Origin of the sequence: Neorhizobium sp. DAR64872/K0K18, assembly GCF_050500175.1 — a bacterium.
Taxonomy (GTDB): Bacteria; Pseudomonadota; Alphaproteobacteria; order Rhizobiales; family Rhizobiaceae; genus Neorhizobium; species Neorhizobium soli.
Map to the genome: position 1 here is coordinate 61593 of NZ_CP191447.1, position 10887 is coordinate 72479.

Sequence of the window (10887 nt, forward strand, 5' to 3'; positions counted from 1 at the left end):
TCGGAGAGCGGAGATGAAGCACGAACATCACGGCCATCATGCTCACGATGATCATCATCAAGAGCATGACCATGAGCACCACCATCAGGTGGCAGAGAAGCAAGTACCTCCTCCGGGCATGCTGGGGGAAGGCGTCATCTACACCTGCCCGATGCATCCGCAGGTGAGGCAGATCGGCCCCGGCAACTGCCCGATCTGCGGCATGGCACTGGAGCCGGAAGTGGCGACCCTGGGAACGGGTCCAAGTCCGGAACTGGTGGACATGAGCCGACGGTTCTGGATTGGCCTCGTCCTCAGCATCCCGGTCCTTGCCTTGGAGATGGGTGGCCATCTCACGAATCTCCACATGATACTGGGGCCACAGACGTCGAACTGGCTGCAGATGGTACTCGCGACACCGGTTGTCCTCTGGGCGGGCTGGCCGTTCTTTGAACGGGGTTGGAAGTCCCTGGTGACCCGTCATTTGAACATGTTCACCCTGATTGCGATGGGGACGGGTGCCGCCTGGATTTACAGCGTCGTTGCAACGGTTGCGCCAGGCGTCTTTCCCGACACGTTCCGCGCGGAAGAAGGTTCAGTCGCCGTCTACTTCGAGGCGGCCGCCGTCATCACCGTCCTGGTCCTGCTCGGGCAGGTTCTGGAACTGAGGGCACGCGAACAGACAGGCGGGGCGATCCGCGCGCTTCTCGATCTGGCACCAAAGACGGCGCGTCGGGTTCTTGCGGATGGGACGGACGAGGATGTCGGTCTTGACGCCGTGGCCGTCGGCGACCGCCTCCGGGTTCGACCGGGAGAGAAAGTTCCTGTTGATGGTGTGCTTCTGGAGGGCCGCAGCTCTGTGGACGAATCCATGATCACCGGCGAGTCGATGCCGGTCACCAAGGAGGTCGGGTCGACGCTCATCGGCGGCACCATGAACCAGACCGGTGGCTTCATCATGGAGGCGGGCAAGGTCGGACGCGACACGATGCTCTCCCAGATTGTTCGCATGGTCGCGGACGCCCAACGCTCTCGCGCACCCATCCAGCGCCTCGCAGATGAGGTCTCGGGATGGTTCGTTCCGGTCGTCATTGTGGTTGCGCTCGTCGCCTTTGCCGCCTGGATGATCTATGGGCCTGAGCCTCGCTTCGCCCACGGCCTGGTGGCAGCCGTCGCCGTTCTTATCATTGCCTGCCCCTGTGCCCTGGGGCTTGCGACACCTATGTCGATCATGGTCGGTGTCGGTCGGGGAGCTAGTCTCGGCGTACTGATCAAGAACGCGGAGGCACTGGAGCGCTTCGAAAAGGTCGACACGCTCGTGGTCGACAAGACCGGAACCCTGACAGAGGGACGGCCCAAGGTCACGGCCATTGCACCAGCGGAAGGCATCTCCGAAGACGAGCTGCTGCGGCTGGCCGCCACGGTCGAACGCTCAAGCGAACATCCGCTGGCGCTCGCGATTGTCAATGCGGCAGGTGAGCGTAGCATCGCCCTGGGAGATGCCATCGATTTCGACAGCCCTGTGGGCAAGGGAGTGACGGGGACGGTCGATGGAAAGCGGCTGATCCTCGGCAGTCACCGCATCATGGGGGAAGAGGGTGTCGACGTCAGCGCCATGACCGCGAAGGCGGAAGAGCTGCGCAACGAAGGCGCTACCGTCATATTCACCGCCATCGATGGCAGGCTGGCCGGTCTGTTTGCTATCGCCGATCCCATCAAGCCGACGACACCGGATGCGGTAAAGGCGCTCGTCGAAGACGGTGTTCGGGTCGTGATGCTGACGGGCGACAACAAGACGACTGCTCATGCAGTCGCGCGACGCCTCGGGATTACCGAGGTGGAGGCGGAAGTCCTGCCCGAGGACAAGAGCAAGATCGTCTCGCGCCTGCGCAGTGAAGGCAGGATCGTCGCCATGGCGGGCGATGGTGTGAATGATGCTCCCGCGCTTGCGGCGGCCGATGTCGGCGTGGCTATGGGAACGGGAACCGACGTCGCCATCGAAAGCGCGGGCGTCACCCTCCTGAAGGGAGACCTGCAGGGCATTGTCCGGGCGCGGCAGATGAGCCGCGCCACGATGAGCAACATCAGGCAGAACCTCTTCTTCGCCTTCATCTACAATGCTGCAGGCGTGCCTGTCGCGGCGGGCGTCCTCTACCCTGTCTTTGGTCTGCTGCTCTCACCGATCATCGCGGCGGCGGCAATGGCATTGTCTTCGGTCAGTGTGATCGCCAACTCTCTCAGGTTGAGGAGCATGAAGATATGACGGTCAACCGCACGCTCCTGCTGATGGGCGCATCCCTGGCCCTGATCCTGGTGTTCTACATCCTTCGTGAGCACTGGGGGCACGTTCTGGGCTACGCCCCCTACCTGATCCTGCTGGCCTGCCCACTGATGCACCTGTTTCATCGACATGGCGGTCACGGCCACAAGGATCACCGGTCGTGACCTACCAGCGGTCGGCATCGAGCACTGTAGCCTTGTCGGCATTAGCCGAACGGGTTTTCGAGTTGCTCGACAATCCGGCCTTCCTCGGTGCGCACATGGAAGAGCCCTCAGTCATGATGCTGGGGGCTTCCATGAAGTACAACTTTGACGAAGCGGAAGGACGTGCCGTCGGCTCTGTCATTAGAATGAGGGGGCTGATACTCGACCGGGCGCTCTCCGTGGAGGAAGTCGTGACGGAACGACATCCTCCGCTCTCAAAGACTTGGGAGACGCGCGGAACGGTGCGTCTCCTCGTCATCGGTTCCTACCGTATGGGATTCAGGATCAGTCCCGCCAGATCGGTATGCAGCCTGAACGTCAGGATCGAGTACAACCTGCCCACCCGTCTCCCCGATAGGCTGCTGGGGCGCTTGCTGGGCGGGTTCTACGCCAACTGGTGCGTGACGAAGATGACCGCCGGAGCGATTGCGCATTTCCGCCCCGCTCCGCAGACGCCGTAGGCTCGAACCCGACACCTGCAGGCGATCACGAAGACGCGAGCGAAGCTTCTATTTGCGGCATCGCAAGGATGCTCCGACGGACGCAGTGTCCAATAATAGGCAACGCAGACATAAATAGCAGGACCAGAATTATGACCAGTAGAACACTCTTCCGCGCCGCCGTCGTCGTCGCACTCCTGTCGGCGACGGCAATGCCGGTGCTGGCCGACGCCACCCACAACCATCCGGCGGCGAACGGGACAGCTGCCGCTCCCCTCGATATCGTACGGGCGGCGACAGACCTTGCTCAGCCAGTAGGTGCGAGGGGTCCGGAAACGATCAAGGTGAAGCTCGACACGGTCGAAGTTACTGGCAGCCTGGCGGACGGCGCGACCTACCACTACTGGACCTTCAACAGGAAGGTTCCAGGCCCCTTCGTCCGAGCAAGAGTCGGCGACACCGTCGAAGTTGAACTAACCAACCTTGCCGATAGCAGTGAACGCCACAGCGTGGACTTCCATGCGGTCACGGGACCGGGAGGCGGAGCGGAGGCGACGGACGCTGCACCGGGAGAAACGAAAGGCTTCAGCTTCAAAGCACTGAAGCCGGGCCTTTACGTTTACCACTGCGCTGTACCGATGGCCGCCCACCATATTGCCAACGGCATGTATGGTCTGATCCTGGTGGAACCGGAAGGTGGTCTTCCTCCGGTGGACCGCGAATTCTACGTGATGCAAGGCGAGGTTTATACGGCGCAGGCCTATGGCACGAAGGGCAAGCTGACGGAGAGCCTGGACAGGCTGATGGACGAGACGCCGGAATATTATGTGTTCAACGGTGCAGCCAATGCGCTGACCGGCGACAATGCGTTGACCGCAAAGGTCGGCGAGACTGTTCGCATCTACTTCGGTGTCGGCGGCCCCAACAAGACGTCGAGCTTCCACGTGATCGGCGAAATCTTCGACAAGGTGTATCAGCTCGCGTCGCTGACGACGGAGCCGCTGACCGACGTGCAGACCATCACGGTTCCGCCCGGCGGAGCTGCGGTGGTCGACATGACGATGGACGTTCCGGGGGAGTACGTGCTGGTGGACCATGCTCTGTCACGGGCAGCCCGTGGCCTGGTGGGCAAGCTGGTCGTCAAGGGAGACGAGCGGACCGAGGTCTTCAAGGCAGCAACGACACGCACTGCTCAGGCGGAACATGGTAAGCACGAGACGCACTGATCGGCACAGCGCAGGAGGCGGGCTGCAGAAAGCCGCTCCCGCCTCCAGCGTTTGCACGTTTCAGCCAGAGTGCTTCAAGCAATCACGTGCCGCGCTAGCCGCCGCACTGATAGTAACCTGAATATCCCACGCGCAGGCTCTCACCAATCGCGAATACCATGTCGGCTTCCACCTTCTCTCCCGCTTGGACCTCATCGACGGAGAGAGTGACGCTGATGGGCCCAGAGGTCAGGAAGAGGTTGCCGTCCCCGCCAGCTGGCTGCAGTTCCACAAGGTGAGCGTTCACCTTTAGGACAGCAGTTGTCACGGTAGCGCCCGGTGTTCCCTTGAGGGCAAGTATCGGCTTTCCAGCACTCGTGTACCTGAACGTGCATTGAGCAGGCGAACCAAGGACTTTGGCGATCTCCGCGTCCACCATCGTCGCGGGGTCGAGTGTGGGTATGTCAGCGCCAGCTATGGCTTCCTCACCTTAGAGCACGCGGGCAGCCTCTTCAGAACGCGGAGGACTAATGATGTCGTCAGCAGCTTCCCGTTCGCCACATCCCGACAGGAGACTGGCCGAGGTAAGGAGCAGCAGTGAAAGGAGGGAGTTCTTCATCAGTCACGCTCCTCCAGGTCCTCGATCAGATACTTCATCTCTGCGATCTCCCGCTCCTGGGCCTCGATGATCTCGTCGGCCAGCTTTCGAACGCGGGGATCGGAAATCTGCGCACGCTCACTCGTCATGATGGCAATCGAATGATGCGGGATCATCGCGCTCATGTATTCGGCGTCGTCGACCGTCACCTGGCTGCGGACGAGCCACAGCGACAACGCGAAGACCGCGACGGACCCGCCGAAGATGGCCATGTTGAGCATCTGCTTCTTGTACATACCGAGCATGAAGGCGAGCATGATGACCGCCATAGTCGATCCCATGACCAGGGCCATCCAGGCTCGGGTCTCGCTCCAGAACACATGTTCCAGTGCGTAGGTGTTCAGTAACCGGTGTCCCGCTCCCACGTTGTCCTCGCCGCTCTGATCTGTGATCGCCTATTCATGGACGAGCAACGGGAGTTTCTCCATGGATACTACATTGGAGTTTCTCACGGCCAGGAAGTCTGGGCGTGAGCCACAGCGGCACTGGCCGGACGAAGTGAAGGCCCAGATCGTTTCGGAGAGCCTTCGGCCCGGAGCGTTGGTGAATGAAGTTGCAGAACGCCACGGCCTGAAGCCAAACCACCTCTCGACTTGGCGAACGATGGCACGGCAGGGCAAGCTGGTTCTGCCAGCACCCGAGGATGCGGTGGAGTTCGCGGCGGTTGTCGTCGATCCACCCGTTGCGGAGCCGCCCCTCAAGAAAGCCAGCCGCCCCGAGATCATCGTCGGCGCTGTCACGATCAGGTTGGAAGAAGGCGCGTCCGCCGCCCGGATCGCCGCTGTCGCGCGTGCCTGTGCGGTTCCGGCATGATCTTTCCATCGAACCGGGTTCGGATCATGGTGGCGACCAAGCCCGTCGATTTCCGCAAAGGCCATGATGGACTGGCAGCGCTGGTCAGAAACGAGTTGCACAAGGACCCGTTTACAGGAACGATCTTCGTATTCCGATCCCGCAAGGCGGACCGATTGAAGCTGATCTATTGGGATGGCAGCGGTTTGGTGATGGCCTACAAGCGCCTGGAGGAGCATACGTTCACTTGGCCAGACATTCGGGACGGCCTGATGACCTTGGGCCATGCCCAGTTCGAAGCGCTGTTTGCAGGACTTGATTGGCGTCGAGTCCGCTCCGTGGAGGCAACGAGCTGACATGGTCACGTTGTTCATGTCTATGAGGTGCTGACGCAAAGCCTCTATGTTGACCTTTGACCAGTCGGTCGTGGGATCGTTCTCCAGCAAAGCGACAATTTCCTGAATGGCCGCGAAAGCGGCCTGCCCAGCTTCGATGGGAAATTCACCGTCGTCCGTCATGGCTGCATCGTCCATACCGTGCATGTGTGAGTTCCAGAATGTTCCTGGGCAGGGACGGACGTCGAAAACAGCAATAGAAGAGACAAAGCGGTAACCGGGAGGTTCATCTGCATTTCCTTTCATCGATCAAGAACCACCTTGTCATTTCGATGCAAACATTCACATGATAGCGATCATGTTTCATGAACTGATAGAGATGCCCGGAACCGAGCGGGTCTTCGACGAAGGTGCAGTCCTCTTTAGCAGAAACGACGTGGTGTCTTCTCTGATGCTGGTTCTTTCTGGGGAGGTACGGCTTGTTCGGCATCAGGATGATGGGCGTGCTGTAGTCCTGCAACGTGCCTCGGCAGGTTCGGTCCTGGCGGAAGCTTCGATGTTCAGCGACGTCTATCATTGTGAGGCCGTGGCAGTTGCTGTGTCCCGGGTTCGCATCATCGAGAGCCGACGGATAAGGTTGAAGTTCGCCAGAGAACCGGATTTTGCAGCAGCGTGGGCGGCCTATTTAGCTCACGAGATCAGGAACACCCGCATGCGTGCAGAAATCCTTGCGCTGAAGACAGTTGCCGAACGGCTGGATGCCTGGATCGCATGGCACGAGCAGCTTCCGTCAAAGGGGAAGTGGAGGCAAGTCGCAGAGGAGATCGGCGTGAGTCCGGAGGCGTTTTATCGGGAGCTTGCCAAGCGCTGCAGCAAGCCGAAATGAATCTAAGGAGTTGGTGGCTGTGCGGCTCGGGAGCATATCCAGTAGACCTGCGGCTGTGGCGGCAGGCGGCTTAGTTGGAACTCACCTCGAAACCCGATGTATGTCCGGCCGATGGCTTGCGCAGTGCTTGCTTTTCTCCTGCTTGTATTGGGAGGCAAGCAACTCCGGTGATGACCGCTTAGGGCCGAAAGGCGACTTGATCTAACTCACTGAGAGGGGAGAAAGGCGCTCTGCCCTCTCTCCCCCGCAAGCACTAAACCGGTCTCCCCATGCTTCGGCCTGCGGCCTGCAGCACCGGCCGCATTTCCCTGAAATCCGTCTCGGCCCTCCGGGTGGGTGATCCCCCTCCGGTTTAGCGCTTGTCCCCCTCTCTCCAGCTGTTCCGCACGAGCTCGGGAGCGGGAGCGGGGCTCCTGCCCTCCCTTCGATTTCGGGAGGTCAAGGAGTGATCGCTTGCGCTTGTGGAGAGGGAAAGATGACCGAAAAGCTTGAGCTGCAACCCAACGAGCCATTGTCCGTGAAGGTCGAACGTCACCGGGCCGTGTACCTGGCGGCTGTCAACGGCGAGGGCGGCGCTGACATGGATCAAGAAGCGAAGGCACATATGGAAATCATCAGGCACGCGCCGTCAGATCAGGATGAGAGAGATCAGAAGCTACTTTACGTAGCGGGGTATCTAATAGCCTCCAAGCGGAGCCTAAACCCTGAGGAAATGGAGCTTCTTCTTTCAGGCTCCATCTCACTATCGGGGCATTGATGATCAACGGGCATCTGGCCCTGAAATCAGTAGTTGGTGGCAACCCATTCGCCGGATGCAGACTTGGCAAATCCGAGGACGCGATCGAGAGGAGCTGCGTTCGGATTCCTCTTGATGGCCGCAACGCATGATACGCCTGGACCGCTGGCGCTCTCGACACACTCTCCCAAAGCAAGGGTGACATCGGCTTCACCGCGGCCGGTCCTCAGAGGATTGCGGGCATAAGCCTTACGGTATGCGGCTAGAGCTTCCTCTTCTGTCGGTATTTCAAGCACAGGGGCCGGAGGTTCGGGAATTAGGGAGGGATTGGCTGCGATAAGGGCCGCGATCTCCGCATCAGTAGGGGCCCGAACAACCGGCTCTGGCTCCGGCATGATGAGATAAGTACCTCCAGCACCGGCGAGGATGCCGATACCGGCGGCTGCTACGATGAGAATGTTGCTTTTCATGTCATCCACTCAGTCATTCAGGTTGAACCAAGCGCGCTTCTTGATGCCCTTATCGTTCGGAATGTCGAAATAATAAGGATCCGCGCGGCGAGGGCGGGGCTGAGTGATCTGCACCATGCAGCCATTGTCTCGGTTGAAAACATCATTGTCGTTGTTCTGGTTGATCTGCCGGATCGTGACACCCTTGCGCTCGTTTTCGCGCTTGTCACCAAATTGGGTGCGGAAGGCGGCACGGTTGCTGCACTGGTTGACGGTCTTCGTGCACTGATCCTTGTCGTCTCGGCCCAAGAACGACCGATCCCCATCGGTGCGGGAGGAAACGGCGGTCATGCCGGCAGGGCATTCCTCGTAAGGTTCATAGCCCGGTTTGCCGGCTTTTGCTTCATGGCAGATCGGCCAGGAGAAGCCGGGCTTCGCCATAGCTGATATGAGCCTTTTCATCGGGGGAACGCAGTAGGGGACGCCATGCCATGACGGGCTTTGTGAGGCTGCGCACAAGAGAACCTGGCAACCCCATGAGGCATCCTCAGCCTTGGCAGATGCTGGAGAGACGGCAAAAGCCGTGAGCCCGACTACGGCAAAAAACACTGGTTTCATATCAGGTGTCCCTCTTGATCAATGCTGCTGATATTGCCGGCTCGGAAAAAGGTCTTTCGAGCGGAGTCCTGTATTGGTTGCGTTCGCCTGCAGCGTAGATGACGGCCGAGATCAGCGCGAAGCACGCAAACCAGGAAATGCCGATGCGATAGAGCAGTGGCTGATTGGGAATGTCCCGAGAAACCGCGGCGAAGGCTAGGAGCCCGACCAGGTAGCTGTCGAAGGACAAGTGACGCTTGTCGTGGAAAGCCAGCGACAGGATGAGAAGGAAGGCCGCTAGTAGCGCGTGGATCCACCAGAGTCTCTGCGCCGGGATTATGAGGGCGATCGAGAGGGAGATGGCAAGCAGCAAGCCAGCCAAGGGATCCGTTGCGAGAGAGTTCGCAATATGTGCGAGGTCTGGCAACTATCGCTCTGTCCTCTTCGGCTTGTTTCGCGCATCAGCAAAAGGAGGAGAGATCTCGCTTTTCCTCTCGGCCAATAGATTGAAGTCGGCGATCGGATGCCGATCTAGCGTCTTGTCGACGGCTTTGCGGCGCCATTCGTTCATGTCCAACACGTAGGTTCCCCACATCCCATACCGGGCGGCCATCGCGTTGGTCTGATAAGCGTAATACTGGGCGTTGATGTAAGGGGAATCGAGACGAGCCCAACCGACGCGCAGCATTTCGGCGGCGAGATCCACACCGCTAGTCGTGCATTGTGCGACGGGTATCCCATCGTTCGCGTAGGCCAGACCGACGCAAGTCGTGGGTCTGTTTCCGACAGTCCTTTTCAGCCAGGCCTTGGCGAAGGGACCGCATGGAACGGGGGTAGGGGCCTGTTGCTTGTCCCGGTTGGTCCACTTTGGGTTCAAAGCCCATTGAGGAAGCTCACAGGTGTCGATGCCAGCCAATCTCACTTTATAGCCATTGCCAAGCGTGCCGAACCATAGCGTGCGGCCGTCAAGAACGGTTACCGAGCCTTTGAACGTCGGCAACCGAACAGCAGCAGCAACTGGAGGCGCAGCCTGACCGCGTAGGGCGTGCCAGTTCTGATAGATCGGATCGGCGGCAAACGCCGGCTGGGCCAAACAACTTGCGGCGATAAAATGGAAAAGGTGGCTTCTCATGGCTGGGCGCTCCTCGATCGCTGGTTCGCCTCACGACTAAGCAGGATGGAAGGATGCTGAACGTCGGAGAATTGCCAAAGGCCGGCCTTCTTTTGCTGAGCAAGCTGCTCGGCTATGGCGTAGGGGGCATGATAAGGGAGACCATCGGTCTTCAAGGCAGCGAATGCATAGCCGCTTGTCACCATGATCTGCGCGAGGTCGAGCCTTTGACTGCCAACCGTGGCGTAACAAACGACATATGAGATGCCGTTGAGCTTCGCCACGGGGGCACAGATCGGTTTGGTGTCCTTGATGTAGGCAGCCAACATCGCAAGCGATGCCTCGCCGCAATCCTTCTTGTTGCCCTGACCATCCGTGTAGGCAGTGCCGCGCAAGCAGGACTGGATGCCATAGAGACGAAACCGTTCTCCGTTCGAGATCCAGGTGTCCCCCGTTTCCAAGGTGATGCCGGGAGCAAGATCGAAGTACCCTTCAGGTGCGGCATTGGCTGCAAAGGGCAGTAGGGTCGCGAAGAGTGCAGCAGCAAGCTTCATTGCGCCTTCACCCGAGGATCTGCCCACATGCCGTAGGAACCCTTCTGGCCGATTTCCTGAGCCTCCGTGAGATCAGGACGTTCGAATGAACCATCGGCTTTCTTAGTCAGGCGAACCGCTCCTAACGACAGAAGCTGCTCCTCAAGATTATCAACCGTGTCCATTGCTCCAGGATAGTTATAGTAGCCGTAGCAAGTGACATCCTGGACGGGGGCAGTCTGCTCGCTGATGAAGGCCCTGCAGAACAGAACCTTGGGGCTCTGCAGCATCGTTTGCAGCTGCTGCGTACCAAACTCCTCGCAAGTCCCGGAATAGTCCTCTGCGCGATTGACCAGATCGCCGCTGCAGGGCTGAACGCCATACAGATGCAACGTTGTCGCTTCATCGACGCGAAACTCAGTCGCCGAGATAGCCTTGAAGCCATTGGCAGTGGCGTAACCTTTGCGATCAGCGACTTTGCCGGTCCCGTCGTAATACTCGACGACAAGAACCGTCTTGCCCGGCGCCGCCAGTGACCTGATGTAGTCCTTGTTCACCGCAGGAGCGGCAAGCGCTTGTGTTGCCAATGTGCAACTTAGAAGCGCGGGAATGATGGCCTGTTTCATATTCTAGCCCTAACCATCCGTAGTGCGATTGTTGACCCTGCAAAATAGGGTTTAAC

At 59.4% G+C, this 10887-nt stretch carries 17 protein-coding genes; 8 read left to right on the forward strand and 9 right to left on the reverse strand.

What is annotated here, in order from left to right; translation table 11 throughout:
- Window positions 1–13 precede the first annotated feature (13 nt).
- From ACQY1P_RS22880 to nirK, 4 genes are all read left to right on the forward strand, one after another.
- Window positions 14–2242 (forward strand): copper-transporting P-type ATPase, encoded by a 2229-nt coding sequence (locus tag ACQY1P_RS22880; protein WP_082186117.1) that lies wholly within the window; start codon window positions 14–16, stop codon window positions 2240–2242.
- Entirely contained in the window at window positions 2239–2424 is a 186-nt protein-coding gene (locus ACQY1P_RS22885; protein WP_052820539.1) for a DUF2933 domain-containing protein, read from the forward strand. The genes ACQY1P_RS22880 and ACQY1P_RS22885 overlap by 4 nt, the downstream gene beginning before the upstream one ends.
- Window positions 2421–2924 (forward strand): SRPBCC family protein, encoded by a 504-nt coding sequence (locus ACQY1P_RS22890; RefSeq protein ID WP_113732140.1) that lies wholly within the window; start codon window positions 2421–2423, stop codon window positions 2922–2924. The genes ACQY1P_RS22885 and ACQY1P_RS22890 overlap by 4 nt, the downstream gene beginning before the upstream one ends.
- A gap of 131 nt (window positions 2925–3055) precedes the next feature.
- On the forward strand, window positions 3056–4129 hold the full coding sequence (gene nirK, locus ACQY1P_RS22895) for a copper-containing nitrite reductase (protein WP_062654007.1): 1074 nt from the start codon (window positions 3056–3058) through the stop codon (window positions 4127–4129).
- A gap of 94 nt (window positions 4130–4223) precedes the next feature.
- Here nirK and ACQY1P_RS22900 read toward each other — a convergent pair whose 3' ends face one another.
- Genes ACQY1P_RS22900 through ACQY1P_RS22910 form a run of 3 tightly spaced genes read right to left on the reverse strand, consistent with a single transcriptional unit; the run spans window position 4224 to window position 5047 of the window.
- Complete coding sequence (locus ACQY1P_RS22900; protein ID WP_430256763.1) at window positions 4224–4547, reverse strand: hypothetical protein; 324 nt, start codon at window positions 4545–4547, stop codon at window positions 4224–4226.
- 51 nt (window positions 4548–4598) lie between these two features.
- A complete protein-coding gene (locus tag ACQY1P_RS22905; RefSeq protein WP_430256765.1) occupies window positions 4599–4727 on the reverse strand; it encodes a hypothetical protein in 129 nt (42 codons plus the stop codon).
- Entirely contained in the window at window positions 4727–5047 is a 321-nt protein-coding gene (locus ACQY1P_RS22910) for a DUF305 domain-containing protein (RefSeq protein ID WP_430256766.1), read from the reverse strand. The genes ACQY1P_RS22905 and ACQY1P_RS22910 overlap by 1 nt, the downstream gene beginning before the upstream one ends.
- A gap of 145 nt (window positions 5048–5192) precedes the next feature.
- On the opposite strand from ACQY1P_RS22910, the gene tnpA reads away from it, so the two are divergent.
- The 4 genes from tnpA to ACQY1P_RS22930 all read left to right on the forward strand — a co-directional run bounded on the left by tnpA (window position 5193) and on the right by ACQY1P_RS22930 (window position 7536).
- Window positions 5193–5579, forward strand: a complete 387-nt coding sequence (gene tnpA, locus ACQY1P_RS22915; RefSeq protein WP_145162235.1) for an IS66-like element accessory protein TnpA — start codon at window positions 5193–5195, stop codon at window positions 5577–5579.
- On the forward strand, window positions 5576–5914 hold the full coding sequence (gene tnpB, locus ACQY1P_RS22920; protein ID WP_145162238.1) for an IS66 family insertion sequence element accessory protein TnpB: 339 nt from the start codon (window positions 5576–5578) through the stop codon (window positions 5912–5914). Before tnpA ends, tnpB begins: the two co-directional genes overlap by 4 nt.
- A 337-nt stretch (window positions 5915–6251) precedes the next feature.
- Entirely contained in the window at window positions 6252–6779 is a 528-nt protein-coding gene (locus ACQY1P_RS22925; protein ID WP_234823790.1) for a Crp/Fnr family transcriptional regulator, read from the forward strand.
- A 475-nt stretch (window positions 6780–7254) separates the two neighbouring features.
- Window positions 7255–7536 carry a hypothetical protein gene (locus tag ACQY1P_RS22930; RefSeq protein WP_145162241.1) on the forward strand — a complete coding sequence of 94 codons (282 nt, stop codon included), beginning with the start codon at window positions 7255–7257 and terminating at the stop codon, window positions 7534–7536.
- A gap of 26 nt (window positions 7537–7562) precedes the next feature.
- Here the strand turns inward: ACQY1P_RS22930 and ACQY1P_RS22935 are convergent, their stop codons facing one another.
- The 6 genes from ACQY1P_RS22935 to ACQY1P_RS22960 form a co-directional block, all read right to left on the reverse strand.
- The gene (locus ACQY1P_RS22935) at window positions 7563–7985 is read right to left on the reverse strand and encodes a hypothetical protein (protein WP_145162244.1); all 423 of its coding nucleotides are present in this window, start codon (window positions 7983–7985) and stop codon (window positions 7563–7565) included.
- A gap of 9 nt (window positions 7986–7994) precedes the next feature.
- Window positions 7995–8405: a hypothetical protein gene (locus ACQY1P_RS22940; RefSeq protein WP_430256768.1), complete on the reverse strand. Its 411-nt coding sequence runs from the start codon at window positions 8403–8405 to the stop codon at window positions 7995–7997.
- A 178-nt stretch (window positions 8406–8583) separates the two neighbouring features.
- On the reverse strand, window positions 8584–8934 hold the full coding sequence (locus ACQY1P_RS22945; RefSeq protein WP_313293325.1) for a hypothetical protein: 351 nt from the start codon (window positions 8932–8934) through the stop codon (window positions 8584–8586).
- 54 nt (window positions 8935–8988) lie between these two features.
- Window positions 8989–9693, reverse strand: a complete 705-nt coding sequence (locus ACQY1P_RS22950; protein ID WP_145162252.1) for a thermonuclease family protein — start codon at window positions 9691–9693, stop codon at window positions 8989–8991.
- Window positions 9690–10226: a thermonuclease family protein gene (locus tag ACQY1P_RS22955; protein ID WP_145162255.1), complete on the reverse strand. Its 537-nt coding sequence runs from the start codon at window positions 10224–10226 to the stop codon at window positions 9690–9692. Before ACQY1P_RS22955 ends, ACQY1P_RS22950 begins: the two co-directional genes overlap by 4 nt.
- Window positions 10223–10831 (reverse strand): hypothetical protein, encoded by a 609-nt coding sequence (locus ACQY1P_RS22960; RefSeq protein ID WP_145162257.1) that lies wholly within the window; start codon window positions 10829–10831, stop codon window positions 10223–10225. The genes ACQY1P_RS22955 and ACQY1P_RS22960 overlap by 4 nt, the downstream gene beginning before the upstream one ends.
- Between the last annotated feature and the right edge of the window lie 56 nt (window positions 10832–10887).

Excerpts from the sequence above, each read along its gene's own strand:
- ACQY1P_RS22880 (WP_082186117.1), top strand. The coding sequence starts at position 14 with ATGAAGCACGAACATCACGGCCATCATGCTCACGATGATCATCATCAA.
- ACQY1P_RS22885 (WP_052820539.1), top strand. The coding sequence starts at position 2,239 with ATGACGGTCAACCGCACGCTCCTGCTGATGGGCGCATCCCTGGCCCTG.
- nirK (WP_062654007.1), top strand. The coding sequence starts at position 3,056 with ATGACCAGTAGAACACTCTTCCGCGCCGCCGTCGTCGTCGCACTCCTG.
- ACQY1P_RS22900 (WP_430256763.1), bottom strand. The coding sequence starts at position 4,547 with ATGGTGGACGCGGAGATCGCCAAAGTCCTTGGTTCGCCTGCTCAATGC.
- ACQY1P_RS22905 (WP_430256765.1), bottom strand. The coding sequence starts at position 4,727 with ATGAAGAACTCCCTCCTTTCACTGCTGCTCCTTACCTCGGCCAGTCTC.
- ACQY1P_RS22910 (WP_430256766.1), bottom strand. The coding sequence starts at position 5,047 with ATGGGATCGACTATGGCGGTCATCATGCTCGCCTTCATGCTCGGTATG.
- tnpA (WP_145162235.1), top strand. The coding sequence starts at position 5,193 with ATGGATACTACATTGGAGTTTCTCACGGCCAGGAAGTCTGGGCGTGAG.
- tnpB (WP_145162238.1), top strand. The coding sequence starts at position 5,576 with ATGATCTTTCCATCGAACCGGGTTCGGATCATGGTGGCGACCAAGCCC.
- ACQY1P_RS22925 (WP_234823790.1), top strand. The coding sequence starts at position 6,252 with ATGTTTCATGAACTGATAGAGATGCCCGGAACCGAGCGGGTCTTCGAC.
- ACQY1P_RS22930 (WP_145162241.1), top strand. The coding sequence starts at position 7,255 with ATGACCGAAAAGCTTGAGCTGCAACCCAACGAGCCATTGTCCGTGAAG.
- ACQY1P_RS22935 (WP_145162244.1), bottom strand. The coding sequence starts at position 7,985 with ATGAAAAGCAACATTCTCATCGTAGCAGCCGCCGGTATCGGCATCCTC.
- ACQY1P_RS22940 (WP_430256768.1), bottom strand. The coding sequence starts at position 8,405 with ATGGCGAAGCCCGGCTTCTCCTGGCCGATCTGCCATGAAGCAAAAGCC.
- ACQY1P_RS22950 (WP_145162252.1), bottom strand. The coding sequence starts at position 9,693 with ATGAGAAGCCACCTTTTCCATTTTATCGCCGCAAGTTGTTTGGCCCAG.
- ACQY1P_RS22955 (WP_145162255.1), bottom strand. The coding sequence starts at position 10,226 with ATGAAGCTTGCTGCTGCACTCTTCGCGACCCTACTGCCCTTTGCAGCC.
- ACQY1P_RS22960 (WP_145162257.1), bottom strand. The coding sequence starts at position 10,831 with ATGAAACAGGCCATCATTCCCGCGCTTCTAAGTTGCACATTGGCAACA.